Origin of the sequence: Streptomyces puniciscabiei, from assembly GCF_006715785.1 — a bacterium.
Classification (GTDB): Bacteria; Actinomycetota; Actinomycetes; order Streptomycetales; family Streptomycetaceae; genus Streptomyces; species Streptomyces puniciscabiei.
In genome coordinates this window covers 479,789-505,778 of the sequence record NZ_VFNX01000001.1, presented here as the reverse complement: position 1 = coordinate 505,778, position 25,990 = coordinate 479,789, and the positions used below count along the sequence as shown (strand labels likewise).

Genomic DNA, 25,990 nt, shown 5'->3' with positions numbered 1-25,990 from the left:
CGCATGCATCCTGGTCCGGGTCGCGTCTGCAGGCGCCACGCCGAAGGCGGCACACGGCTGCCGAACGACTACCGCCCGTTCTCATCGCTTCCAGGAGCCGTCATGTTCCGCGGCCTCAGCGCCTTCCCTCTCACGCCCACCGACGAGCAGGGCGTCGACTACACGTCGTACGCGGCGCTCGTCGCCCGCCTCGCGGCCGCCGGGGTGGACTCCATCGGGGCGCTCGGCTCCACGGGTGGTTACGCGTATCTCACCCGTGAACAGCGCGCACGTGCCGCGAAGATCGCTGTTGAGGCAGCCGACGGTGTCCCCGTCATGGTCGGTATCGGTGCGCTGCGTACCTCGCAGGTCCTCGCCCTGGCCGAGGATGCGCAGAAGGCCGGGGCCGACGCAGTGTTGCTCGCCCCGATGACGTATCAGCCGCTCACGGAAGACGAAGTGTTCGGCCTGTACGAAGAGGTCACCCGTGAGCTGTCCGTGCCGCTGTGCGTGTACGACAACCCCCGGACCACGCAAGTGCACTTCACCGACGACCTGCACGGCCGTATCGCCCGGCTGCCGAACGTGGGCTCGATCAAGACCCCGGCTGTGCCCGACGAACCCGCCCGGGCCGAGGCCCGTATCGATGCGCTGCGGGCGCTGATCCCGGCCACGGTCACCATCGGTGTGAGCGGCGACTGGGCGGCCGTCCGCGGCCTGAACGCCGGCTCCGACGCCTGGTACTCGGTCCTCGGGGGCATGTTCCCCCAGACCGCTCTCATGCTCACCCGCGCCGCCCAGGCCGGCCACGCAGGGCGGGCCACGGAACTCTCCGATCAACTCGAGCCGTTGTGGGTGCTCTTCCGCCGTCATGGCGCCCTACGCGTCATGTCCGCCGTTGCGTCTCACCTCGGCTTGACGAAAGAGCCGAATCTGCCGCGTCCCCTGCGTGGTCCGGACACGTCGGCGCGCCAGGACGTCGCGGCTGCGCTGGACGTCCTCGGGCTCAGCACCTGAGAACGAGTGCTGCGAACTGCCGGCATGACGGAGCCAACGCGACAAGCATCCTCCTTGGGCCGGTTGGCCGACCTGCTTGCCAGACGGTGACTGCATGGCACAACCTCGGCGAGGACGGCCGCCTCCGCTTGCGCCGGGGAGGTGCACACCCCAGTCTGCTCCTATGGACGGCACCCCGGAAGCCAGTGCGCTGCCCGTACTGGTGACGGGCGCGGCGGGCAGTGTCGGTGCCGTCGGACGATCTGTGGTCGAGGGGCTGAGGCAACGGGGCCTGCGCGTCCGCGCCATGGTGCATCGCGAGGACGAGCGAGCGGAGGCGCTGCGCGCGACGGGAGCCGAGGTCGTCGTCGGAGACCTGACGCGCGCGGTCGACGTGGCCGACGCCCTGGCCGGTTGTGGACGTATGTACTTCGGCATGGGCGTGTCGGCACAGTATCTCGAGGCTGCCGTGACGGCAGCGGCCGTCGCCCGCGCGTACGGACGCCTGGAAGTGTTCGTGAACATGTCGCAGCTCACTGTCTCGGAGATGGATCTCGCCAGCACCTCCGAGTCCGTGCAGCAGCGGCAGCACTGGCTGGTGGAGCAGGTCCTCGGCTGGTCAGGCCTGCCCGTCGTCGAGATCCGGCCCACCGTGTTCATGGAGAACCCGCTGTTCCGTGTCGGCTTCTCCTCGATCGCGAAGAACGGAACCATCAGACTGCCCTTCGGCCGGGCGAAAACCTCCCCTGTGGCGGCTCGGGACGTCGCCGCGGTTGTTGAGGAGATCCTGGCCGATCCGGGCCCGCACATCGGCCGAATCTACGAGCTGACCGGCCCGCGCTCGGAGAACACCGCGGCCATGGCGGCAGAGCTTTCCGCAGCTCTGGGACGACCGGTCGGGTACACCGACGTCCCGCTGCAGGAATGGATCAACGACGATCTCAGACCGCTGGGCCTGCCGGACCATGCCTTTCAGCACATCTCCACCATGGCTCGTCTTCACGCCGAGAATCGATACGACCGCAAGGCGGACGGTGTCGAGCAGGTCACCGGGCGGCCGCCATCGGGGGTGGCCGATTACGTCCGTGACAACCCCAGCCTGTTCAGCCTGTGAATCCGGTTCCTCGTGGTGCGGTGTACGCACTCTCCGACAGGCGGAACGGCATCGAAGAGCGGAAGACTTGGCGGCCGCGGGCGCCATTGGCGTGCCCTCCACGGCGCTGAGGATGAACAGCGCGGCCTCCTCGACGTCGAGAGCGGCATCACCTTCCTCCTGGGCTCGCCGTGGGCACCCGCCGGATGTGCGCGGCCCAACGCTGGCCGCCCTGGACGGCGGAGCGGATGTGCTCGGAGTGGTCCGGCACCTCGGCGCCGAAGTCACACCAGGCATCCGAGTCCTGGGCCGAAAGCGCCTCTCCCGCTCAAATCCAGGGACAGGCGGCTCGCTCGCGCCGGGGATTTCAGGGACCGGTGATCACCAAGCCGTCCATTGCGGCCAGGCTGATCGCGGGCGTCAGTGCAGCGCGACCGCGCCTGTGCGGACGGCGCGCGTGAGCCAGTAGGTGTGGAGCCAGCCGGGGAAGACGTTGATGGCGGCGGTGCCGTCCTGAAGCAGGCGCCGCCGGTAGTCGGGGTCTGTCCACGCCCTGGCGACGACCTTGGCCCCGTTGAGCGGGCCCGCGTTGGTCCCGTACTGGCGGATGATCCCGTTCATCACCTGTGGGTCGATCAGGCCCCCCGCTCGGTGAGCAGCTGCTCCAGTGCCTCGGTGCGCAAGGCCACGGAAGGAGGTCCGGGCCGCCGACGGTGGTGGTCGTGCTGTGGTCTCCAGGTAGCTCTCGTACATGTCCACGGTGAGGGCGAAGCGTTCGGCGTCGGCGCCCCACAGTTCGCGTGAGTCGAACCGGACCGTGTGGACGTGCTGCGGGTTCTCGCCCAGGAAGTGCGCGTTGGTGTCCGGCAGCACATGGGGCGGGCTGGATGATGTCGACGACTCCGGTCTGTACGCGGATGTAGCCCGGCAACCGGGTGTGCCCGGGGACGAACACAAGGGCTCGGTCGGCGGACGGCCCGTCACCTACGACAAGGCACCGACAGTTGCGCGGCCGGACTCCACCTCCGTAGATCGATCAATTCAACTGCGCCCGTGCCGACTGCGGACCGGTGTGCGGCTTGCGTGGCGTCCCCCAATGCAGGCCCCAGGCAGGAAGGAGCTTCGGCTGCTGAGGCGTCGGCGATCCGCTCGCTGCCGCCGGCAGCAGTCGCCCCCGGGTGGCGCGAGCACGGTCCGGCATCCGGGGCTCAGGCGCCCGCCGACGCCCCTTGCTTTCAGGAGGACAGAGCCTTGACGAGTTCCTTGGCGAGCGGCCCCGAGGACGCCGGGTTCTGGCCCGTGATGAGGTTGCGGTCCGCGACCGTGTAGGGCTCCCAGGCAGGGCCCCGCGAATAGTCGGTGGGCAGCTTCTTCAGCTCGTCCTCCAGCAACCACTTTGCCTTGTCGGCGAAACCGACACCGGCCTCCTCCTCGTTGCAGAAACCCGTCACCCGGTAGTTCGCGAAAGGCGTCTCGCCGTTCGCGTCACGGGTCGCGAGGAAGGCGGCCGGGGCATGGCACACGACGCCGAGGGGTTTGCCGGAGGCGAGTGCCTCCCGCAGGAGCGCCCCGGAGTCCGGGTCGACCGAAAGGTCTTCCATCGGGCCGTGGCCTCCGGGGTAGTAGACCGCGTCGTAGTCATCGAGACGCACGTCCTTGAGGGAGATGGGGTGCCGCAGCTCTTCGGCCTTCTCGATGACGGCCTCCTCCCGGAGGGAGTTCTCCTCGCCACCTGCCATACCGGGCCGCAGGCTCATCGTGTCCACAACGGGAATGACCCCCCTCGGAGTTGCCACGGTGACCTCGTGTCCGGCGTCGGTGAACACGGTGTAAGGCGCCACGAACTCCTCGGCCCAGTAGCCGGTGGGGTGCCGGTGCCCGTCCTTCAAGGTCCAATAGCTTGCGCCGGTCATCACGCACAAGATCTTGGCCATGGGATGCTCCTCTGGAAGATGCCAATCGGGGAGGGTGCAGTACGGCCAGTTTGAGACTTACATAACAAGCGTGAGCAGGAAACTCGGAAACTGCAACTTGCGACCGATTGGTTTACGCGTATCCTATGTGAGCGTCGAAACGATAATGGAATTCTGGCGCCGAAAAATAGGATGCGCGTCGGCCGACGCCGGCTACAGAAGGTACCTCGGTCCGGCAACGCCTCCAGGCAACGGTCCGGACCGCTACTTCCTTGTGGTACGCGCCATCAACGTGGAAGATCTGGAGGTGTCCGGGAAAACGACCCTTCCATTTCACTTCTTCCGCATATAGTCCTCGGCGGCGTCGACGATCAGGTTCTTGACCGCCTGTGGGTGGGAGACGAGGGACACGTGCGAGGAGTTGATCTCCACCGTCTTCCGGGCGTTGGCGCGTTTCGCCTCGAACAGTTCCAGGGCCGGGTTGATCGCGCGGTCCTGCCTGCCGACAAGGGCGTACACGGGTTTGTTCCGCCAGGCGGCGCCGGTGAGCTTGTCCGCGAAGGCCGACATCGCGATCGGGCGCTGAGTGGCCGCCATGACGGTGGTCTGGCTCGTGGGCAGGTCCGCGGCGAAGACCTGGCGCAGTTTGTCCGGCTGTATGTACACGTCCGTGCCGGTGGTGCCGTCACCGCCCCGGAAGGGCACCAGCTTCAGGACCTTGGTGAGGGGGGCGGGAGCGAACTTCGCGGCGAGGGTGGCCTGCGACTCTCCCTTGTCCGGCATGATCGCGTTGATGTAGACGAGGGCCTTGACGTTGTCGTTTCCGACGGCGGCCTGCGAGATCACCTCTCCGGCGTAGGAGTGTCCGACCAGGATGATCGGTCCCTTGACGGACTTCAGGAAACTCGCGAGGTAGGCCGAGTCCTGGGCGACACCGCGGAGCGGGTTGGCCGGCGCGTCCACCGTGTAGCCGTTCTGCTGGAGCCGCTGCACGACCCCGTTCCAGCTGGACGCGTCGGCGAAGGCGCCGTGCACGAGCACGATGGTGGGCTTCTCCCCGCCGGGATCGCCGCCCGGACCACCGGCCTGCGCCGTTTCGACTGTCAGTGCGGAGGTGATTCCCGATACGGCCAGAAGAGCCGCAGCCCAACGGGCCGTGTGCACGATACGGAGGGACTCGCGGGATATTCGCATGCCGGTCCTTCGGTGCGGGGACGTCGGACGACGCCCGGGATTCCATATTCGATGGCACCTGACGGCTCGTCCTGGCGCAGAGGCCATTCGAGTGAACTCAGAATCTCGCGACATCACTGCCGCGGGCTGTGGTGGGCAAAGGTTCTTCGCCAAATTCCCGGGCGGTCGCCGGCCTCGACACCACTTTATCCCGGTGCCTTCGGTTTCCCCGTCCGGCCGACGGTGACGTCGCTCCGGCCGCGTTTCACCAAGCAGTCCGGCGCCGACGGCCGAGCCTTTGCACCGCGCTGCCGTTCCTGCCCCCACGTTCAGCGTCGGCGATGTGCTGCCCTACCCGGTCCAGGGACAGGATGAGCCGGCCATCCAGGGTGCGGAGGCGTGGCAGCCCGGAGGCATATCGTTCGTTCGACCATAAGGGGGGCTTTTCGCCTGTGCCGCTTCACGGATAATTGGTACACATTGGAAATATGTACCCTCCTAGGCAGCACTCCGCCTTCACCCGGCACCGGTGGTATCCCACCCGGGGCTTGGTGGTGCTCCCCCATCACCGTTTCATTCGGAGGGGCCTGGCTGACCGGACTGGTCGGTGCACTGGCGGTAGCGGCTCAGGTGACCATAGCCGTGTTCCACTGCTCATCGGCGATGTCAGAGGAAAAGGGCTGGCCGCGGTCGGGGAGGCAGCCGCGCTGATGGGCGCGTTCCAGGAGGCCGCCTACCAGCACGCCACGCTTCCGGCCCTCGCCAGCGCCCTGGACCACAGTGCGTGCCGCTACCTGACCCAGTTCCCCGGTGCGGACGACGAGATCGTGCGGGGCTCGGCGCCACCCGAGACGACCAAGGTCGCGATCACAGGGGTGGCAGGCTGGACGAACAGCGCGATCCTCGCGCTCACCGGCACGGACCTCGACGCGAAGGCCGCCCTGGTCGAGCGATTCGTCCAGCGCTACGCCGAGGCCACCCGCGGGCTCGACGCGATCGCCGTCGAGCGCATCGGGCAGGCCCAGCACGACCCCGACACCCAGAACGCGGGAACCGAGCTGCTCAGGATCACCGTGCAGGGGACGCAGCAGGCCGCCGGGCGCGCCTTCTCCTCGCGCGTGGTGGAGCTGACCCTGTCCGGCTACCCCGGGCTGTACGCCCTCGGCCCTCTGCAACCGGGGTCCGCGTTCGGTGCCTACTGGCCCGCACTGCTCGACCAGCGGACGCTCCATCACACGGTCCATCACCACGACTCACACGGTCCATCACCACGACGGCACGACGGAGACCATCGCCCCCGGCAACCCGGACGACACCGGTGGCGAGGTGACGCCACGGGCCGAGCCGGCGCTCCCGCAATCGGTGCCTGCACCGCGGACGGACGAACTCATCGTCGCCCCACTCGGTGAGATCGTGCACGCCCGCTCCGGCGACAAGGGCGGCGACGCGAACCTCGGCGTCTGGGTACGCGACCGTGAGGCATGGGACTGGCTCAAGTCCACCCTCACCATCGACGAGCTGCGGCGCCTTCTTCCCGAAACGCGCGAACTGGAGATCTCACGCTACGAACTCCCCCACCTGGGCGCGGTCAACTTCCTCATTCGAGGACTGCTCGGGACCGGCGCGACCTCGACACTGCGGCTCGACTCGCAGGCCAAAGCGCTCGGCGAATGGCTGCGCTCACGGAGCATCAAGGTGCCGCGATCTCTGGTGCGATCCTGAGCGAGCCATGACCGAAGCGGCGGAGAAACCGTGCGTCCAGCGGAGCCTGTGGCAATCGCTCCTCTCTGTCAGTTGCTGTCGCGGACTCGTGCGACATGGTGTTCCACGCCTGCGATCGCGGCGTCCGTCGCACAGCCGAACATGCCCGGACGGTCGTCGAGATGACGACACCACGTGTCGGAGGCCACATGCCCGTTGACGATCAGCCCATCCCCGGGCCCGCGGACTCACCCCCGCCTCTGTCCTCGCCGCAACCGCGGCGCTGAACACGATCCACGAGGCCCTGCACACCGCCCAGCCGGAGAGCTGCGGGGCGCACAACGGCAGCCGGCGCGGGCGGCCCGGTTACGCTACTGGTGCCCGTCTGTGGCTTCGACTGGCATGGTCCGACCACCGTCCTCGACGAGACGGCGGGAGATCGCCCGCGCCGTCGCGCGCACGGCCGGTCCGTACCCCGGGTTCGGCGAATCGGTGCCGGGCGCCACGACCGACAACGCCGCGACCACCTCGCCGCCGTCACGTACCGGCGCGGCCACGGTGCTCACCGGCCATGGACGGTTCTGGTGGCCGACAGCGTGATCGCCGCGTCGTACCTCCGCCAGCACGCGACGGAGGTCGGCGGGGGTGCGGATGTCGTCGTCGCCGTGCTCCGGCGCATAGGCGGAGATGGCCTGCTCCTGGACGGCCGGTGGGGCGAAGGCGAGAAGCACCAGTCCTACGCCGGTGGATGTCAGAGGAAGGCGGCCCCCCACGCGGTAGCGCACGGGGCTCGCATCACGCGCTGACAGCCGCTCGACCAGCAGCGCCTCCCCCTGGTCCCGCACGGCGAGCAGGACATGCTGACGCGTGACGTGGAAGAGATCCTTCATGAACGGCATCGCCACCGATCGCAGCCCATGACCGCGCGGGGCCAGGGAAGGGGTCTCCAGCAGCCGCAGACCCACGACGAAGCGGCCGTCGCCGAGGCGTTCCAGAGCGCCCACTTCCATCAGAGACCGGGCGAGCCGGAGAGCACTGCTGCGGGGGATGCCGCTTCGCTGTGCGAGTTCGGCAAGCGTCTGCGCACGGTGGTCACCATCGAAGCTGCCGAGCAGGGCGAAAGCCCGGTCGATCACCGGTTGTCCCTCAGCCGGCCTGCCCCCGCGTCTCCTGGGGGCACCACCGTCGGTGGTCGACATTTCATTCATCGGAATCACCGCTGCCAATGTACGGCACGCTTCCTACGGTGGCTGGCACTGACAGGGACCCCGCAGAAAGGGAGAATTGTATGGCCGCGACCGGATTCATCGATGTGCACGCCCACTTCGTCACCGACAGTTATGTGGCGGCGGCTCGAGCCGCAGGTGTCGAACATCCCGACGGGATGCCCGGCTGGCCCGCGTGGAGCGTCGAAGAGCATCTCGACATGATGAAACGCTCAGGGATCGACAGGTCCTACCTCTCGATCTCCTCGCCCGGAGTGCACTTCGGGGACGACAGCGAGGCCCGCGCTCTCGCACGTGAGGTCAATGAGTTCGGCGCCCGGGTCCGCACGGAGGACCCGCAGCGGTTCGGTCTCTTCGCCTCCCTGCCCCTGCCGGACGTCGAGGGCTCGCTCGCGGAGACCGCCTACGCGCTCGACGTCCTCGGTGCGGACGGAGTGGTGGTGGAAACCAACCACCATGGCCTCTACCTCGGTGACCCCCGGTTCGAGCCGCTCTGGGAGGAGCTCGACCGCCGCAGCGCCGTAGTCTTCGTTCACCCCACGTCAGCGCCCCACGCCGACGAGCTTGCTCTGGGCCGGCCACGGCCGATGCTGGAGTTCCTCTTCGACACTGCCCGTACTGCGAGCGACCTGCTCCTGCGCGGTGTCCTCGCCCGCCGTCCGCGGATCCGCTGGATCTTGACACACGGCGGAGGTGTGCTGCCGCTGCTCGCCGACCGGATGGAACTCTTCCGCACCCACGTAGGCGGCGGCGCCGTCGACGCTCCGAGCGCCGTCGAGCAGCTCGGCCGACTCTGGTACGACATGGCCGGCACCCCATTCCCGCGGCAGGTCCCGGCCTTCGGCGCGGCCTTCGGCACCGAGCGTCTCCTCTATGGCAGCGACTACTGCTGGACGCCCATGGACGCGGTGCTCGCTCAGGTCACCTCCATCGACTCCGCGGTGCAGCCGTCCGCCACCGTCACCTGGCGGGACCTCACCACCCGCAATGCCCGCCGCTTGTTCGACACCGATGCACGGTGACCGCCCGACCTGAAGGAACGGTCGTGAGCAAGTGGGTCTGACGACCGCGGTCGTCACAGCAGCACCGCGGTCTGGGTTGCTCGGGCGGCTCTGCCGTCTGCCGGCGAAGCTGCTGCTTTGCCGCCACAGCCTTCTGGTCTGCGAGGTCCCCGACTCCAGCAGCACCCAGCCTCACCGCTCGCTGGGGCTGCCGCCACAGCCAGAGCGCATCCGCTCACCGCAGAGCTCGTCGTCGCGCCTACAGGGAATCCCATGCCGGGAATCCAGCGGTCTCCTTCTCGCTCAGCTCGGCCCAGACCGTCTTGCCGTGTCGGGCGTGCCGCGTTCCCCAGCGCTTGGCGAACTGAGCGACCAGGAGCAGACCCCGTCCCCCCCTCGTCGTAGGTGCGGGCCCGGCGCAGGTGAGGGGTCGTGCCACTCGCGTCGGAGACCTCGCACACGAGGGCACGGTCGTGGATCAGGCGCAGCCGTATGGGAGGACGGCCGTAGCGGATGGCGTTGGTGACCAGTTCGCTGACGATGAGCCCGGTGGAGAACCCGACCTCCTCCAGGCCCCAGCTGCTCAGCTGTCGAGCGACGTTCGACCGGGCCCGGGACACGCAGACGGGGTCGGCGTCCAAGTCCCAGCTGGCGACTTGGCGAGCGCCCAGGGCGTGGGTGCGTGCCAGGAGCAGCGCGACATCGTCGTGTGGTCGATCAGCCGGCAGCAGGGCTTCGAGCACGGTGTCGCAGGTTGCTTGCAGGGAGGAAGCGGGCTGTGCGAGGGCTTGGCGAAGCAGGGTGATACCCGCTTCGACGTCGTGGTCGCGGCCGTCGATCAGGCCATCGGTGTAGACGGCAAGGACGCTGCCTTCGGGAAGGTCGAACTCCGCCGCTTCGAACGGAAGTCCACCCAGGCCGAGCGGCGGGCCGGGTGGCAGCTCGAGGAGGTCGGCGGTTCCGTCAAGGCCCACCACGGCGGGCAGCACATGCCCCGCGCGGGCGAGGACGCACTGGCGGGAGACGGGGTCGTAGAAGGCGTACAGGCAGGTGGCGCCGATGTCCCCGGCCTGCGGACAGGCGGATCACGACGTCGTCCAGGTGGGTGAGGAGTTCGTCGGGCGGCAGGTCGATGTCGGCCAGGGTGCGGACGGCTGTCCGCAGTCGCCCCATGGTGGCGGCGGCGTGGATGCCGTGTCCGACCACATCGCCCACCACCAGGGCGACGCGGGCTCCGGACAGTGGGATGACGTCGTACCAGTCGCCGCCGGCGCCGGCCTGGGCCCCTGCGGGCAGGTAGCGACAAGCGGTCTCCATGGCCGACTGCTGTGCGGTGTGCTGCGGGAGCAGGCTGCGCTGCAGGGTGAGGGCAGTCGCGCGCGTGTGTGTAGCGGCGGGCATTGTCGACAGCCGCCGCCGCCCTGGCGGCGAGTGCCTGCCTCAGGTCGCACCCTGCAAGGACTCACCCTTCGGCGAGGAAGTGCGCCGGCGAGCGGTCGAAGTCGCTGCGGCCGAGCTCGGCCCCCCGCGGCACCACTGCCTCCGTTTCCTGCAGGAACGCCTTGAATTCCTGCGCTGGGGCCTTGAGCAGGGCCGTACCGGACGGCGGGTTGAGAAGGATGTACAAGTCGCGGCAGCCCTCCTCGCCGGTGGGCCATATGCGAACGTCTCCCTCGCCGGCGGGGCCCTCCAGGCCGTCGATCAGCAAGTCGCGCCCGATGATCCATTCCACCGGCTCGTCGCTGTCGACATCGGTGTGAAAGCGGCATGGACCACGTAGGGATCACTCGGCTCGTACCGCAGATTCATGATCACGGACAAGGACGTCGCATGCACGCCGACAAGCTTCACAGGTAGCCCCTGGATCACAGTTCTCAATGACTTCATCGGGTCTTACTCCTGGTGCTTCGAGTCATCCGGGGAGGGCCATCGGAAGGGTTGTCGTCGGATTCAAAGGGGCTGCACAGAGAAGCGGTTACTGTGAGGACCGGTGGCGGCCGGCACGAGGACACCCGCAGGAGCAGTTCTTCGTGCCGTCGCGAGGCCACCACTGCCGGCCGGGGCCATCACGGAGATGTGGCCAACGGAGGTTGCCGGACAAAGGGCGCCCTTGGTCTCAGCGATCGACGCTGTACCGGTGCACGCTGTCCGAGTCCGAGGAGACGCACATGACCACACAGGTGCCCTGCGTATGGGTCGGTATCGATGCCGGCAAGGGCCACCACTGGTGGGTCGCCATCGACGGCACCGGAACCGTCATCGCAGGGCCGCCGGATACTGGCCTTTCTGGCCGCGTCACTCGTCGCAGGCCGACCGTCAGCGCAAGGGTGAGTCCACGGTGGGCGTCAGGAGGGTCTCGTCGAGGCCGACGATCTGGCTGATGTCGAAGCCCTCCATGTCCGCGCGGAATTCAGGACTCGACAGGTATGCCTCCAGCCGCTCCCGCACGTCGTCGGCGTCCTTGTAGGAAACGAGGGCGTACAGCCGGGGAGTTTCGCTTCCCGGCGCCGCGGGCACCGTCCAGACGCCATGGGTGGTGATCCGGTGCTTGGCCATACCGGGAATGTGCTGCGCCCAGATCTTCTCGTAGGCGGAGAGCGCGTCGGAGCTGCGCAGGGTGTAGACGCGAAGCTGGTACTGGGACATGAGACTGGTTCCTTTACTTCTGAGCATGGATGGTCGGCGGTCAGCCTTGGGGGAGGAGGTGTGCCAGTTCGGCATCCCAGTGGGGCTCGTGGCGCAGACGTACGCAGAGGGGCAATGAGCAGGCGTGCGAGACGACCAGCTGCACGACCACCCGCCGTTCTACGGCCTTCAAGGACTTCTTCATCGGCTTCCGCTCCTGGGTATGGCTCGGCGGTGCCTCACTCCGCCTGTGGCGAAGAGGCGGCGCGGGCGGAGGCGGTACAGCAGGGCGCGGGCGCCGGACGGCACCGGCGCACCGCATGAGGAGTGGTGCTGCACTCACTCAGCCGGCGGTCGGGGACGCGGCCCCCCGACCGCCAGCGGGATCCCCGCCGCCGGCAGGGACGGGGCCGAGGGGAACTGCTTGTGCACCTGGCCGATACCCGTCTCACCGGTCGTCGCGGGTCAGGTCGTGGGGGTGCCTGCCCCCGCCGTCGTGCTCGCAGCGGTGCCCGTCGTGGCGGTAGGACCTGTCGGACGTCCAGCCGTGTCCCTCGCCCTCCCAGCGGTAGAAGTGGCCATCGCGGTAGTGGAGCCCGTCGCAGTCGTGCCGGGTCGAATCGCTGCCGTGGCGGTCCTGGTGCCAGCCGCGGGCCTCGTCGCAGGAGTAGCCCCGCTCGAGCAGGTAGCCGACACCGTGGTCCCAGCTGTAATCAGCGGCCACGGCCCCGTCGGTCGGGTGCCGGGCGTGCGTGGACGCGAGGGGCACGGCCGAAGCGGTGCCACCGGCACCGAGGACGGCGGCACCGGCGACCGCGACGGAGGAGACAGTGAGGGCGATGCGCTTCGCGAGCTTGTTCATGATCTCTCCTTCCTGAGGGGGTGATCTGCGCCAACGGCGGTTCTGCCAGGCGATGTATGACGCCCGGCGTGGCCCGAGCGAGCAGTTCCATACGTCGTATGGAAGCGCGCCTCCATTGTTACCATACGCCGTATGGAAATGTCGAAGTGGCGAAGGTAACCGTTGACCGGCTGACGCGAGCGCCAACAGATGTCGTTTTCAGTGCGAGCTGCCATCCGCACCAAGCGGATGACCCTGCCGGAACAGGCGTGCGCACCTGGACTCCGGCCTGCATGGATTCCCCGGCATCGTCCCGGCGCCCAGCCTGCCGAGCGATCGCCAGGGTGGGTCGCCATCCGGCGGGTGGTCTGAACCTCGGGGAGCCGCTCGCGCTCACCGCGCATGCTCGGCGGAACCCGCTACCCGCCCGTTCACCTGCGAGCGTGACCTGTAGCCCCCTTATCTGCCCTTTCGATCACCTATGAGGGTCTTGACGGCCAAGCCCTTACATCTGATGATTTCATCAGAAAGGGGCGAATTGCTCGGATATGACACATACCGCACCGTGTGCCGCTCACCGGGACATCGCTGTTCACCACCGCTGCACACAGGGTCGCCGGACCACATGCCGACGCTCCTACTTCCGCACCGATGGGATGGACCGCGAATGACCAACATTGACCACACCCTCCTCGCCGAGCCGGTGAGCCTCCCCGAGGTGCCTGATGCCGCGATAGCGATGATCGATGCCGAGGGCATCGTCGTGGGGTGGACGCACGCCGCCCAACAGCTCGTCGGTTATGCGGCCGGGGAGGTGGTGGGCCGGTCCGCCGTACACGTGCTGCCGCCTCCCGAGGACGCCCGGAGGGCGTTGGCGTTCGCCGAGCAGTGCCGTGCGCGGGGCGGCTGGTCCGGCACCGTCGCTATAGGCCACCGCGACGGCCACACGCTCAGGATGACGCTGCAGGTCTCGCTGCTACGGGGGCAGGGCGACGACACTCGGTGGCTGGCGTCCGTGACGGACATAGGTTCCCTGTCCTCGGGAGCGACCGGCGGACCGGTGCGGGAGTCGCTCCTTGCCCGAGCCCCGATCGGCATCGTCGTTTATGACGCGCAGCTGCGCTGTGTCTGGGCGAACGACGCCATGGAGCGGCACGACGGCGTGCCTCGTCACCGACGCTTCGGGCGCGGTCTGAAGGATGCGCTGCCCGCCGTCGAGGCCGAAGCGCTCAAGGTGGTGATGCGACAGGTGCTGGAGAGCGGCACGACGACGGTGCACGAGTACCGTGCGTGGCCGCCTGCGGACCGACCCCGCGAGCACGCGTTCTCCGCCTCCTTCTTCTGCCTCCAGGGCGCGGACGGCACCCCGTTGGGCGTGTGCTCCATGACCGTGGACGTCACCGGAAACAAGCGGGCGCGCGAGCGCCTCGCCATCCTCAGCGAGGCCAGCACGCACATCGGCAGCACCCTCGACGTGATGCAGACCGCCCAGGAACTGGCAGAGCTCACCGTGCCCCTACTGGCCGACCACGCCGTCGTCGACCTGGTGGAGTCGGTTCCGTTCGGACTCGAGCCCGCCGCACGGATCGGCACGACGAGCGGACGCCGCCCTGTGTTGCGCCGTGCCGGGGTGGCCTCCGTCGACCAGGGTGTCCTGGAGATGCCAGCGGTGCGTGAAGAGGTGATGCACGTCCCCCCGACCTCGTCGTTCGCCGCCGTCCTGCGCACGGGCAGATCTCACCTGGAACCGGTGCTGGACACTCACGCCGGCCCCTGGGTCGACCACGATCCGACGCGTGCGCAGAAGGTACGCGACAGCGGCGTCCACTCCTTGATGGTCGTACCCATCCGCGCCCGGCGCTGCGTGCTGGGACTGGCGCTGTTCGGCCGTTCCGCGGAACAGACGCCGTTCCAGGAGGACGACCTGCTCCTCGCCGAGGAGCTGGTCACCCGGGCCGCGCTCTGTTTGGAAAACGCGCTCCAGTACGCGCGCGAGCGCACCGCCGCTCTTGCGCTGCAACGCGACCTGCTCCCTCACCGGGTGCAGGGCGGTGCTGCCGTCGAGGTCGCCTCGCGCTATGTGCCCGCCGACATGGACCACGGCGTGGGGGGCGACTGGTTCGATGTGGTCGAGCTGTCCGGCGCACGGGTGGCCCTGGTCGTCGGCGATGTGGTGGGACACGGCATCAACGCCGCGGCGACCATGGGCAGGCTGCGCACCGCCGTGCGCACGCTCGCGGACCTCGACCTGCCCCCGGACGAACTGCTGGCGCACCTCGACGACACGGTCCGGCGCCTGAACGACGAGGACACCGACGACACCGACCGGCTTCCCGCGGTCGTCGGTGCCACCTGCCTGTACGCCGTCTACGACCCGGTGTCCCGACGCTGCACGCTGGCACGGGCCGGGCATCCGCCGCCCCTGGTCGTCGACGCACAGGGCGGGGTCACCGTCCCCGACCTGCCGGCCGGAGCCCCGCTCGGCCTCGGTCTCGGCCTGGTGCCTTTCGAGTCCGTGGAACTGGAACTGCCCGAAGGAAGCGTGCTCGCCCTCTACTCCGACGGCCTGGTGGAGTCCCGCGGCGAGGACATAGACGTCGGCCTGCGGCGTCTGGGCGCCGCCCTGGCACAGCCCGGTGCCGCCCTGGAGGACCTGTGCTCGCGGGCGATGGAGACCTTGTCGGCGCAGGCACCGGCCGACGACGTCACCTTGCTCCTTGCGCGGACGCGCGCCCTGCCGCCTGCCCAGGTCGCGTCCTGGGATCTGCCGAACGAACTCGTCACCGTCCCGACGGCCCGGCGTCTGGCCGCCCGTCAACTCCGTGAATGGGGTCTGGAGCCGCTGGTGACGGCCGTGGAGTCGCTCGTCAGTGAACTGGTCACCAATGCGATCCGCCACGGCGACGGCCCGATCCGCCTACGGCTCATCCAGCACCGGGTGCTTACCTGCGAAGTCTCCGACACCAACACCGGTCGGCCACGCCCCCGGCATCCCGGCAATCTCGACGAGCACGGCCGCGGCCTTTACCTCGTCGGTCGGCTGTCACGCAGGTGCGGTTCCCGCTCCGTAACAGACGGCAAGGTCGTCTGGGCCGAACAGGACCTGCCATCCCCGACAGGCGCCCGCTGAGCGCCGAAAGCCGCCACAGGATCCCCATCTCCCGTAGCCGCGGAACCTCGCAATGAAAGCCAGAGACATGGACCCATCGGATGTTGAAAACGCCAACCCGCCAGGCGCCTTTCGAGGTGCGACGAGCATCTCCGGTGCCGGCGCCGGCGGCCGGCCGCCCGCCTTCGACGGTCTGGCCGCGGCCGTGCTCGACGATCGGGGCACGGTGGTGGGGTGGACCGGCACAGCACAGGACCTGACCGGGTTCTGCGCCGACGAGGTCCACGGCCGCCCCGTGCGGGAGCTCGTGGCCGACCTCCCGCACGACCCGCACAGGGCCGCACACGTGCCGGCGACCGGCCGGGTACGACTGCGTCACCAGTGCGGCAACACGATCGACGTCACATTCCGGACCACACGGGTGAACGGCTCGGCGAACTTCCTCGTACTCGCAGCCCCCACTCCTCACGTCACCGACCACCGGCACGGCGCAGCCCTCCTGCGCGCACTGTCCGCACAGAACCGGATCACGATCGCCCTGCACGACACGGATCTCACCACCGTGCAGACGAACGCCATGCCGGACACTCCCGACGGCCGTCCCATACAGCCCGGCGCCCGACTGAGCGACGTGCTGTGCGCCGAGGACGCCGAGACCATCGAGGCGGTACTGTGGCAGGTGCTCAAGACGGGCGTCCCGGTGATCCACAGGAACCAGCGAGTGAGCTGGCGACACCATCCGGTGCGGCGGCACGCGCTGTCGCTGTCCGCCTTCCGGCTGGAGGACGCGCGAGGACGCCCCGAAGGAGTCGCAGCCCTGTACATAGACGACACCGACCAACTGCGTGCCCGCCGACAGCTGGATCTTGCCCGCGCGGTCGCCGAGCGGGTGGGGGGCTCCCTGGATGCCGTGCGGACCGCCCAGGATCTCGCGGACGCCCTCGTACCCACCTTCGGTGATCTCGCAGCAGTCGACCTCGCAGAAGCCGTCTTTGACGGTGGCGAACCCGCAGAGCGGTTGGGTGGCGGAGATCCGCATCTGCGCAACGCTGCCCTGGCGCCGGCCACCGCGGACTGGCCGTCTGGCATCCAGCGCGGCAACCTCGTCCCGTCCCTGTCCGACCACCCCCTCCTGCGCCGCTTCCAGCACGGCGAGACGGTCGTCTACGGCCGGGACGACTACATCGCCCTGATCGGCGGCCCACATCCGGCCGAGCAGTTCCTCCCGCACGACGTCCAGGCGGTGATGGTGGCACCGCTGCACGCCCGCGGCCTCACCCTCGGAGCGATCGTGGTCTGGCGCACCGGTCCGTCCGAACCGTTCACCGAGGACGAGGTGGATCTCATGAGGCAGATCGCCTCACGGGGAGCACTCGCCATCGACAACGCCCGCCGCTACACACGCGAGCACAGAGCGGCCATGGCCCTGCAGCAAAGACTCCTTCCCCCGGCCACGACCGACACTCCGGCAGCCGAGACCGCCGGCGTCTACCTGCCCACAAACCGTGGGGGCGGCACCAGCGGCGACTGGTACGACGCCATACCCCTGCCCGCTCTCCGGCTGGCCCTCGTCGCCGGAGACGTGATCGGCCGCGGCATAACCGCCAGTACCACCATGGGCCGTCTGCGCGCTGCCATCCAGACCCTCGCCGACCTCGAACTGGAGCCGGACGAGTTGCTCACGCGTCTCGCTGACCTGGTTCAGCGCCTCGCCGCGGAAGCACCCCCTGGCGACCACGACATCATGGGCGCCACCTGTCTGTACGCGGTCTACGACCCGGTCACCCGACTCTGCGCCATGGCCAGTGCCGGGCACCCACCGCCCGTGCTCGTGCGGCCCGACGGGAGTGCCGAAGCCGTCGACATACTCCCGGGGCCGCCCCTCGCCGTCTGCGGCATGCCGTACGAGACAACCACCATCGACGTCGAACCGGGCAGCGTACTCGCGCTCTACACCGACGGCCTGGTCCACCAAGGCGCGCACGACGCCGGCGACGGACTCCAGCGGCTGACCGATGCGCTCGCCACCTCCTGCCGCCCGGACCGCGCCCTGGACGAGACCGGCAGGACCCTCCTCGACAACCTGGTGGACGAAGCACCACGTGACGACGCGACCCTGCTGCTGGCACGCACCCGCGCCGTACCCGCCAACCACACCGCTCGCTGGCGAATACCCGCTGATCCGGCTGCCGTCTCGGACGCCCGGGAATGGGCGACCCGCCAACTCACCGCATGGGGGTTGGACGACCTCCTCTTCCCCACGGAGCTCATCGTCAGTGAACTGGTCACCAACGCGATCCGCTACGGTCGTCCGCCGGCGGAGCTGCGACTGATCCGGCACCACGTTCTGGTCTGCGAGGTCACCGACTCCAACACCGCCCAACCCCGTCTGCGCCGCGCTCGCACCACCGACGAGGGCGGACGCGGCCTGTTCCTCGTCGCCCAACTCGCCGAGCGCTGGGGCTGCCGCCACGGCCAGAACCACAAGACCATCTGGTCCGAACAGCCCATAACGCGCGCCCACTGATCACGCCCGGAGCCGGCTGACGTGGCTGCAAGCCGGATAGACAGAGAACACCATGTGGGTGCTGTCCTACGGTGAGGTCGGACTCCTGAGATCGTCCTGGGCGTAGACACGCACGGCGAGGTCCACGTCGCCGCCGTGGTCTCCCTGCTGGGGAAGGTCCTGAGCACAGAGTCCTTCCGGCGACGGCCGTTGGCTACCGTCGGCCGCTCGTGTGGGCCCGCAAGCGGGGGACGGTGCGCCGGGCCGGTGTGGAGGGCACCGGTACCTTCGGCGCGGGCCTGTCTCTCCTGATCACCATGGGAGACAACCCCGAGCGACTGAACACCGAGGCGTCCTTTGCTGCCCTTTGCGGAGTCAGCCCCATCGAGTACTCCTCCGGCCGGCGGAGCACGCGCCGGCTCAACCACGGCGGCGACCGGCAGGCCAACGCCGCCCTGCACAGCATCGTCTTCACCCGCCTGCGCCACGACCCGCGCACCCAGGCGTACTACGTACGCCGCACCCAGGAGGGCAAGACCCGACGCGAGATCATCCGATGCCTCAAACGGTATGCCGCCAGAGAGGTCTTCAACCTGGTCAGACCGGTTTCCCGCGCCCCCGCGTTATAGGGGCGTCAGTGATACGGCGGGGCCCCGCCTGGGGGCTTGCGCGGAGCCGTGGGACGACGAGGCCGCACCGGAGAGCTCCGGCGCGGCTTCGTCATGAGATCGGCTGCGCTGTCGGACACGATGCGGTCGGCGCCTCATGCGGCCCGTGTCCCTGTAACGTTTTCGAGGTGCGCCTACTTTGCGATTGCACTCGCACTTTCCGTCAGAGAGTGCAGCACCTCCTGGAGCACGGATCTGACCAATCGGGGTGAGGTCGACCTGGGCGTGACCACGCACGGCGAGGTTCACGTCGCCGCCCCGGCCCCCCGGCTGGGGAAGCTCATGGGCACCGAATCCTCTCCGGCGACGGCCGCCGGCTGCTGACGTCTGCGCCCGCCAAACTGGATACGGTTGCGCCGTGCCGGGGTGGAAGGCACCGGCACCTTCGGAGCGAGCCTGTCCCACTACCTCCTCGCCCAGTACGTTCAGGTGCATGAGGTGAACCGGCCCGATCGACACCGAACTGAGTTCATTCCGCCGAGCGCGTTCACGCACAGGCAATCCCGTTCCTCGATGGTGGGCAGCGCGGCCACGCGTCGAACAGCACGCCCCGCAACCGGTCCACATTCGCCGCGAAGACCTTCAGCACCTCGTCGTGCGAGACGCCCTCCCCGGTCTCCGCCCCCGCGTCGAGGTCCGTGACCAGAGTCAACGACGTGTAGCACAACTCCAGTTCACGGGCGAGCGCAGCTTCGGGATGACCGGTCATGCCCACCACGGACCAGCCCTGCGCCCGGTGCCACAGCGATTCTGCGCGGGTGGAGAACCGTGGCCCTTCGACGACGACCAGGGCGCCGCCGTCCACCGGCATCCAGTCCCGTCCGCACGCGGCCTTGAGCGCGACCGCCCGTCCGGCGGGGCAGTACGGGTCGGCCAGGGACACGTGCACCACGTTCGGCACGGTGCCGTCCGGGAGCGGCAGCCCGTCGAAGTACGTCTGCACCCGGGTCTTCGTGCGGTCCACCAGCTGGTCGGGGATCAGCAGTGTGCCCGGCCCGTACTCCGGGCGCAGTCCGCCCACTGCGCACGGGCCGAGAACCTGACGTACGCCGACGGAGCGCAGCGCCCACAGGTTGGCACGGTAGTTGATGCGGTGCGGGGGCAGATGGTGGCCGCGTCCGTGGCGGGGGAGGAAGGCGACCTGTCGGCCGGCGATCACGCCGAGGAAGAGGGAGTCGCTGGGTGCTCCGTACGGGGTGTCGACCTGGACCTCGGTCACCTCGTCGAGGAAGGAGTAGAAGCCGGACCCGCCGATGACACCGATCTCCGCGTTCGTCATGCCCAGCACGCTAGCCGCGCCGGCACAGTTCGAGATCACGGCATCGGGAAACGTCATGCTCTCGAAAGGAATTCGGCCGCCCAGCGCAGGTGCCCGCCGTTGGAGTCGGCAGTTCGTCGAGTTGGGTACGCACTGACCTGTTCCGGGCTGTCAGGACCGCTGCGGGAGGGACGGCCGTTGGGGCGGAGGCCACGGCGGCCCGGCGGTCCCTGGAGGGCACGCTCCCTCGGTCGAAAGCTGCGGGTGAGGAGTCGGAGGTCGACTTCGCGGCCACGTGGCCGGCGTTGGCCGGGCAGCGACGCGTGTGCGTCCTCACGCTGTGGCTGTCCTGCTCAGGCAAGGCTGTGCACCGGCTCGACCGCCTCGCAGGAGGTGTTCCTGGAAGGCCCGTGTGGAGGCTTCGAGGTGCTGGACGGCGTGTCGGCTGTGTTGCGAAGCGCGGACGCCGGACAGGTTCCCAGCTTCCGCCACGTGCCTGTCACACGGGTGGTCAGGACGGCGCCGGGCGGAGTGTCGCGGATGTTGGGCGTGCCCTGTGGCCGGGAGACGTCCCAGTTCCGTAAGGCGGTCGGACGTTCCATGGCGACCTTCCTCCCGGTGGGATGGAAGGCATGAGATCGCGCTTCTTTCCGCCCGTGTTCAAGGGCCGACTGCACGATGCCCGCACGGCGACCTCGATCGGGCGGTGGCTCGGCCTGGCGTTCGCGGTGTGCTTCTGCACCGGTTTGATCAGTCACTTCATGCAGCACCCGCCGGGATGGCTCGCGGGCGAGCTGCCCAGCCGTCCGGTGTGGGGCTACCGGTTCACGCAGGGGCTCCACGTCGCGTCCGGTATCGCGGCGATTCCCTTGCTGCTCGCCAAGTTGTGGACGGTGTATACCCGCCTGTTCGAGTGGCCCCCGGTGCGCTCGGTGCGGCACGCCTTGGAACGGGTGTCGGTGGCCTTCCTGGTCGCAGCCGCCCTCTTCGAGCTGGCGACCGGCCTGCTGAACACCGCGCAGTGGTACCCGTGGCCCTTCTCCTTCGTGGAGGTGCACTACGCCGTGGCCTGGCTGCTGATAGGAGCGCTGGTGCTGCACATCGCGGTCAAGGCACCTGAGATCGCGGCACACTGGAGCCGTCGCTCGGCGGGCACGCTGTCCCTGCCCGCCGAGGACGCCCCGGATCGGCGCTCGCTGCTCGCCGCGGTGGCAGCGGCGGTCGGCGCCGTCACTGTGACCACGGTGGGGCAGTCCTTCACCCCGCTGAAGGGCCTGACCCTCCTCGCACCCCGCCACCCTGACCATGGTTCCGAGGGCCTGCCGGTCAACCGGACTGCTGCCGCGGCCGGGGTCGGCCTGATCCATGCCGAGCGCTACCGCCTGACCATCGCCGGACCGCGGCCCTGCACGCTGACGTTGGACGAGCTGCGCGCACTGCCCCAGCACGAGGTCGAGCTGCCGATCGCCTGCGTGGAGGGCTGGAGCAAGTCGGCGCACTGGACAGGCGTGCGCGTCGTGGACCTGCTGGAGCGGGTGGGAGCCCCGGTCCACGCGCGGGTACGGGTGGTGTCGTTGCAGACCCGGGGCGGTTACCGGGTCTCCGAGATGGGTCACGAGCACGCCCGGGACCCGCTGACCCTGCTCGCACTGCGGCTGAACGGTGAGGAACTGTCGCCCGACCACGGTTACCCGGTGCGCCTGATCGCTCCGAACCGTCCGGGCGTACTGCAGACCAAGTGGGTCGGCCGACTGGAGGTGTTGTCATGAGGGTCAAAGTGCTGCGACTGCTGGCCGGTGCCGCCGGGCTGGCGCTGATGGGTGTCGGCGCGTCCTTGCTGTTGGACAGGCAGCAGGACCTGATGGGTGTGCTGGAGTGGCTCGGCGGGGCGGTGGTGTTGCACGACGCGCTGGTCGCGCCGCTGGTGCTGCTCGTCGGGCTGGTGCTGGTCCCTGGCGGGGTGCGGGGGCCCATCCGCGGGGCGCTGCTCGTAGGGGGTGCCCTTACCGCGGTGGCGTTGCCGGTGCTGCTGCGACCGGGGCCCCGGGCCAACTCGACGGTGCTGCCGCTCGACTATCCGCGCAACTGGCTGCTGATCCTGGTGGCCGTGGCCACGTTCACGGCTCTGCTGGTGGTGGCGAAGGAGGTCCGACGCAGCCGACGGCGTCCACCTTCGTGACGGCGGCGTCTTACGGGTGTCTTACGCATCGCCGGCACGGGCCCCGCCTGGCGTAGGTCATTCCTACGGTGGCGCCATGCGCACTCTTCGTACGGTGGTCCTCGTAACGGCTCCGCCCCTGTTTCTGGCTGTGGCGGGCCTGGTCCACCCGCGGCATCTCACCGCGTCGACGGCCGCTCACTGGGCGGGGCTGCATGTCGCCCTGCTGCCCGCCTTTCCGCTGCTGGCGCTCGGCCTGCTGGTGCCGCTGTGGGGCAGACCGGGGCGTGACGTCGACGGCGCACTCACCTTGGTGGCCTGGGCCGGGTGTCTTGGTTACGCGGCGTACTACTCGGGGCTGGACGCGGTGGCCGGTATCTCTGCCGGGACGGTGGCGGTACATGGGGTGCATGGGGCGGTGGGGTGGCTGTTCTCGACCGGTGACGAGTTGGGACGGGCAGGGGTGTACGGGCTGACGGTCGCCGCGCTCGCCGCCGGCGCGGTACTGCTGCGGCGCCACGGCGTCCGGGTGCTGCCCGGGGCCGTGGTGGTGCTGGGGGCGTGCTGGTCGTTTCTCGACAGTCACATCTTCTGGCCCCGCGGCGTGTTCACCATGCTCGCTTTCGCCGCGGGCTTCGGTCTGCTGAGTGTGGCGGCGTCCGGCCGGTCCGGAAGGCTTACGAACCCCTGACGGATCCCCGTTCCGGCATCCGCAGACGCGCGGTCAGGCTTAGCGTCGGAGCATGTTGATCCTGGTCACCGGAGGTGCGGGCTTCATCGGTTCGCAAATCGTCAGCGCTTTCACCAGTGCCGGGCACGAGGTACGTGTGCTCGACGCGCTCCTGCCCGCCGCCCACCGTACGCCGCCGCCCGTCCCCGATGGTGTCGACTGGCGCCACGCGGATGTTCGCGACAGGGGGGCGGTGGTGGACGCTCTGCGGGGCGTGGACGCAGTCTGCCATCAGGCGGCGATGGTCGGGCTCGGCAAGGACTTCGCGGACGCGCCCGCCTACGTCGGCTGCAACGACCTCGGCACGGCCGTACTGCTGGCAGGCATGGCTGCGGCCGGGGTGCGCCGACTCGTGCTGGCGAGTTCCATGGTGGTGTACGGCGAGGGCCGCTACGAGTGTGCCCAGCACGGCGTCGTACGGCCGGGGCCGCGACGGATCGCCGAGCTGGACGCGGGCCGTTTCGAACCACCGTGCCCACACTGTGATGAGCCCTTGTCCGCCGGGCTGGTGGGGGAGGAGGCGCCGACCGATCCGCGCAACGTCTACGCGGCCACCAAGCTCGCGCAGGAGCACCTGGCCGCGTCGTGGGCGCGGGCCACCGGTGGACGGGTGGCGGCGCTCCGGTACCACAACGTGTACGGGCCGGGTATGCCGCGGGACACCCCGTACGCGGGAGTCGCCTCTTTGTTCCGGTCCGCGCTCGCGCGCGGTGAGGTGCCACGTGTGTTCGAGGACGGCGGTCAGCGGCGGGACTTCGTGCACGTGCGGGACGTCGCGGGGGCCAACCTCACGGCCATGGACGGGCTGCCCGCTCTGCCGGAGGGCGGCTTGCGGGCGTACAACGTCGGCAGCGGCGAGCCGCACACGGTGGGGGAGATGGCCGCCGCGCTGGCCGCGGCACACGGCGGCGACGCACCCGTCGTCACCGGGGAGTACCGGCTCGGCGACGTCCGTCACATCACCGCTTCCTCGCGCAGGCTCTGCGACGAGCTGGGCTGGAAACCGGTGGTGGACTTCGCCGAGGGAATGGCGGAGTTCGCGAAGGCTGCGCTGCGGTCAGGCTGAGCCTTCCCCGGTGACAACTCGGGGGGGCGTCCCTGTACTCCACAGGGACGGCCCTTCTCCGGACCGGGAAATGCACTCAGGCGGCTGTCGGCAGGCGGACCTCGAAGCGGCAGCCGCCGGGCACGTTGTGGACGGCGGCCCGGCCGCTGTGGGCCTCGACGATGCCCCGCACGATGGCCAGTCCCAGGCCCGCACCGGCGGGCGGGGTGCGGGCGTCGGTGCCGCGCCAGCCGGGGTCGAAGACGCGGGGCAGGTCCTCGGACGGGATGCCGCCGCAGCCGTCGGTCACCGAGACGACGACGCTGCCGCCCTCCTCCCGGGCGGAGACGGCGACCGTTCCGTCGGTGGGCGTGCGGTGGATGGCGTTGACGAGGAGGTTGGCCAGGACGCGGGACATCTCGCGGCCGTCGACCTCGATCGGCACCGGTTCGACTCCGTCGCCGATGATCCGCACGCCGTGTTCCCTGGCGAGGGCGTCGGCGCCCGCGATCGCGTCGCCGACGAGGTCGTAGACCGACATGCGGGCCGTGTTCAGGGCGAGCACGCCGGCCTGGATGCGGGAGAGTTCGAACAGGTCGCCGACCATCTCGCTGAGCCGCTCGACCTCCGTGCGGATCCGGGCGTGGTAGACGCTGGGATCGGCGACCATGCCGTCCTCAAGCGCCTCGGTCATCGCCTGCAGCCCGGCGAGCGGGGTGCGCAGGTCGTGGGAGATCCAGGCGACAAGCTCCCGCCGGGACTCCTCCAGGGCCCGCTCGCGCTCCCTCGAGGCGGCCAGCTTCGCACTGGTCGCGTCCAACTGCCGGACCAGTTGGGCCAGTTCAGCCGTGGGAGCGATGCTTGGCGGGGTGAAGCGGCCCTCGTCACCCAGGACGCGGGTGGCCTCGGTGAGGGCCTGGCTGCCCTTGACGACGCTGTGGCCGAGGACGAGCGCCACCGCGAGGGAGACGATCGCCGCTATGGAGCACACCATGGTGACGACCCACAGGTCGTGATCCGACAGCAGCATCGCCCACGACACGAGCATTGTCCCGGCGAGCATCGCCGCCACGGCGACGGCGGTGACCACGGCCAGCGACAGCGCGACCGAGCGGTTGCGCAGCAGCCTCAGGGCGGCCACACCGAGCAGTCCGGCGGCGCCCGCGCCGATCGCCGCGTACAGGGCGATCAGGAAGGTGTCACGCAGCATCGTCCGCCCCGTTCGCCTCAGGTACATCGAAGCGGTAGCCGACGCCCCACACGGTGTTGATCAGCCGCGGGCGGGCCGGGTCGTCCTCGATCTTCTCGCGCAGCCGCCGTACATGGACGGTGACGGTGGACAGGTCACCGAACTCCCAGCCCCACACGCGACGCATCAGTTCCTCCCGGCTGGTGGCCCGCCCGGGATTGCGCAGGAAGAACTCCAGCAGATCGAACTCCCTGATGGTCAGAGCAAGTTCCCGACCACTGCGGGTGGCTCGGCGAGCCGTGGCGTCCAGAGCGAGCGGTCCGGCCCGTAGTCCGGTCAGGCGCGGTACGGACGGTGCGCTCCGCACCGCCGCCAGCGCTCCCGCACGGCGCAGCACCGACTGCACCCGCAGGACCAGCTCCCTCGGGCTGAAAGGCTTGGTGACATAGTCGTCGGCCCCGACCTCCAGGCCGAGGATGCGGTCCTCCTCGTCACCCCGCGCCGTCAGCATGATCACGGGCAGCGGGCCGGTCTCGCGGATTCGGCGGCAGACCTCCAGCCCGTCCATGCCGGGCAGCATCAGGTCCAGCACCACCAGTTCCGGCGGCTGCGCGGTGGCCCTGGCCACGGCGGAGGGACCGTCGGCGGCCACATCGACGTCGAAGCCCGCCCGGGTCAGGTATCCGGCGACGACCTCGGAGACGGTCGGGTCGTCGTCCACGACGAGTACGCGTTTCACGGTATCGAGTCTCACACCGCCCCGCGGCTGTCAGGGGGAG

At 69.4% G+C, this 25,990-nt stretch carries 21 protein-coding genes and 3 pseudogenes; 12 read left to right on the top strand and 12 right to left on the bottom strand.

Annotated elements, in window-relative coordinates; genetic code table 11:
* Nucleotides 1–102: 102 nt before the first annotated feature.
* Complete coding sequence (locus tag FB563_RS02290; RefSeq protein ID WP_055706190.1) at nt 103–996, top strand: dihydrodipicolinate synthase family protein; 894 nt, start codon at nt 103–105, stop codon at nt 994–996.
* 163 nt (nt 997–1,159) lie between these two features.
* Nucleotides 1,160–2,089, top strand: a complete 930-nt coding sequence (locus tag FB563_RS02285) for an NmrA family NAD(P)-binding protein (RefSeq protein ID WP_055706189.1) — start codon at nt 1,160–1,162, stop codon at nt 2,087–2,089.
* Between the two features lie 399 nt (nt 2,090–2,488).
* On the opposite strand, the gene FB563_RS43820 is transcribed toward FB563_RS02285, so the two are convergent.
* The 3 genes from FB563_RS43820 to FB563_RS02260 all read right to left on the bottom strand — a co-directional run bounded on the left by FB563_RS43820 (nt 2,489) and on the right by FB563_RS02260 (nt 5,175).
* Nucleotides 2,489–2,941, bottom strand: coding sequence for a nitrile hydratase subunit alpha (locus tag FB563_RS43820; protein WP_055706188.1), 453 nt, complete (start codon nt 2,939–2,941; stop codon nt 2,489–2,491).
* 362 nt (nt 2,942–3,303) lie between these two features.
* Nucleotides 3,304–4,002, bottom strand: coding sequence for a type 1 glutamine amidotransferase domain-containing protein (locus FB563_RS02270; RefSeq protein ID WP_055706187.1), 699 nt, complete (start codon nt 4,000–4,002; stop codon nt 3,304–3,306).
* 312 nt (nt 4,003–4,314) lie between these two features.
* Nucleotides 4,315–5,175, bottom strand: coding sequence for an alpha/beta fold hydrolase (locus tag FB563_RS02260; protein WP_055706186.1), 861 nt, complete (start codon nt 5,173–5,175; stop codon nt 4,315–4,317).
* A gap of 467 nt (nt 5,176–5,642) precedes the next feature.
* Here FB563_RS02260 and FB563_RS43460 point away from each other — a divergent pair, with 467 nt between their 5' ends.
* Nucleotides 5,643–6,563, top strand: coding sequence for an acyclic terpene utilization AtuA family protein (locus FB563_RS43460; RefSeq protein WP_208766279.1), 921 nt, complete (start codon nt 5,643–5,645; stop codon nt 6,561–6,563).
* Nucleotides 6,517–6,876: an AtuA-related protein gene (locus tag FB563_RS42730; protein ID WP_167528452.1), complete on the top strand. Its 360-nt coding sequence runs from the start codon at nt 6,517–6,519 to the stop codon at nt 6,874–6,876. Before FB563_RS43460 ends, FB563_RS42730 begins: the two co-directional genes overlap by 47 nt.
* Nucleotides 6,877–7,226: 350 nt before the next feature.
* Here the strand turns inward: FB563_RS42730 and FB563_RS02245 are convergent, their stop codons facing one another.
* Nucleotides 7,227–7,991 (bottom strand): IclR family transcriptional regulator, encoded by a 765-nt coding sequence (locus tag FB563_RS02245; protein WP_234357748.1) that lies wholly within the window; start codon nt 7,989–7,991, stop codon nt 7,227–7,229.
* 152 nt (nt 7,992–8,143) lie between these two features.
* On the opposite strand from FB563_RS02245, the gene FB563_RS02240 reads away from it, so the two are divergent.
* Entirely contained in the window at nt 8,144–9,103 is a 960-nt protein-coding gene (locus tag FB563_RS02240; RefSeq protein WP_055706184.1) for an amidohydrolase family protein, read from the top strand.
* A 238-nt stretch (nt 9,104–9,341) separates the two neighbouring features.
* Here the strand turns inward: FB563_RS02240 and FB563_RS02235 are convergent.
* From FB563_RS02235 to FB563_RS02220, 5 genes and pseudogenes are all read right to left on the bottom strand, one after another.
* Nucleotides 9,342–10,526: pseudogene (locus tag FB563_RS02235) on the bottom strand (SpoIIE family protein phosphatase); the annotation flags it as partial.
* Between the two features lie 18 nt (nt 10,527–10,544).
* Complete coding sequence (locus FB563_RS02230) at nt 10,545–10,814, bottom strand: SsgA family sporulation/cell division regulator (protein WP_055706182.1); 270 nt, start codon at nt 10,812–10,814, stop codon at nt 10,545–10,547.
* A 584-nt stretch (nt 10,815–11,398) separates the two neighbouring features.
* The gene (locus FB563_RS02225; RefSeq protein ID WP_055706181.1) at nt 11,399–11,728 is read right to left on the bottom strand and encodes an NIPSNAP family protein; all 330 of its coding nucleotides are present in this window, start codon (nt 11,726–11,728) and stop codon (nt 11,399–11,401) included.
* Between the two features lie 40 nt (nt 11,729–11,768).
* A complete protein-coding gene (locus tag FB563_RS42725; protein WP_159045511.1) occupies nt 11,769–11,912 on the bottom strand; it encodes a hypothetical protein in 144 nt (47 codons plus the stop codon).
* Between the two features lie 243 nt (nt 11,913–12,155).
* The gene (locus FB563_RS02220) at nt 12,156–12,569 is read right to left on the bottom strand and encodes a hypothetical protein (RefSeq protein WP_055706180.1); all 414 of its coding nucleotides are present in this window, start codon (nt 12,567–12,569) and stop codon (nt 12,156–12,158) included.
* Nucleotides 12,570–13,215: 646 nt separating this feature from the next.
* On the opposite strand from FB563_RS02220, the gene FB563_RS02215 reads away from it, so the two are divergent.
* The 3 genes and pseudogenes from FB563_RS02215 to FB563_RS43815 all read left to right on the top strand — a co-directional run.
* Complete coding sequence (locus FB563_RS02215; protein ID WP_055706179.1) at nt 13,216–15,678, top strand: SpoIIE family protein phosphatase; 2,463 nt, start codon at nt 13,216–13,218, stop codon at nt 15,676–15,678.
* A gap of 67 nt (nt 15,679–15,745) precedes the next feature.
* Nucleotides 15,746–18,184: an ATP-binding SpoIIE family protein phosphatase gene (locus FB563_RS02210; protein ID WP_079048763.1), complete on the top strand. Its 2,439-nt coding sequence runs from the start codon at nt 15,746–15,748 to the stop codon at nt 18,182–18,184.
* A gap of 284 nt (nt 18,185–18,468) precedes the next feature.
* A pseudogene (locus FB563_RS43815) lies at nt 18,469–18,792 on the top strand (transposase); the annotation flags it as partial.
* A gap of 464 nt (nt 18,793–19,256) precedes the next feature.
* On the opposite strand, the pseudogene FB563_RS02200 reads toward FB563_RS43815, so the two are convergent.
* A pseudogene (locus FB563_RS02200) lies at nt 19,257–20,110 on the bottom strand (S-methyl-5'-thioadenosine phosphorylase).
* Nucleotides 20,111–20,721: 611 nt separating this feature from the next.
* Here FB563_RS02200 and FB563_RS02195 point away from each other — a divergent pair.
* The 4 genes from FB563_RS02195 (at nt 20,722) to FB563_RS02180 (ending at nt 24,043) form a co-directional block, all read left to right on the top strand.
* Nucleotides 20,722–21,858, top strand: a complete 1,137-nt coding sequence (locus FB563_RS02195) for a molybdopterin-dependent oxidoreductase (protein ID WP_411573183.1) — start codon at nt 20,722–20,724, stop codon at nt 21,856–21,858.
* Nucleotides 21,855–22,268, top strand: coding sequence for a hypothetical protein (locus FB563_RS02190; RefSeq protein WP_055706177.1), 414 nt, complete (start codon nt 21,855–21,857; stop codon nt 22,266–22,268). The genes FB563_RS02195 and FB563_RS02190 overlap by 4 nt, the downstream gene beginning before the upstream one ends.
* A 76-nt stretch (nt 22,269–22,344) precedes the next feature.
* The gene (locus tag FB563_RS02185) at nt 22,345–22,938 is read left to right on the top strand and encodes a hypothetical protein (protein WP_055706176.1); all 594 of its coding nucleotides are present in this window, start codon (nt 22,345–22,347) and stop codon (nt 22,936–22,938) included.
* A gap of 52 nt (nt 22,939–22,990) precedes the next feature.
* Nucleotides 22,991–24,043 carry an NAD-dependent epimerase/dehydratase family protein gene (locus FB563_RS02180; protein WP_055706175.1) on the top strand — a complete coding sequence of 351 codons (1,053 nt, stop codon included), beginning with the start codon at nt 22,991–22,993 and terminating at the stop codon, nt 24,041–24,043.
* Nucleotides 24,044–24,119: 76 nt separating this feature from the next.
* Here FB563_RS02180 and FB563_RS02175 read toward each other — a convergent pair whose 3' ends face one another.
* The gene (locus FB563_RS02175) at nt 24,120–25,232 is read right to left on the bottom strand and encodes a sensor histidine kinase (protein ID WP_107100615.1); all 1,113 of its coding nucleotides are present in this window, start codon (nt 25,230–25,232) and stop codon (nt 24,120–24,122) included.
* Nucleotides 25,222–25,950, bottom strand: a complete 729-nt coding sequence (locus tag FB563_RS02170; RefSeq protein WP_055706174.1) for a response regulator transcription factor — start codon at nt 25,948–25,950, stop codon at nt 25,222–25,224. The genes FB563_RS02175 and FB563_RS02170 overlap by 11 nt, the downstream gene beginning before the upstream one ends.
* Nucleotides 25,951–25,990: the final 40 nt, after the last annotated feature.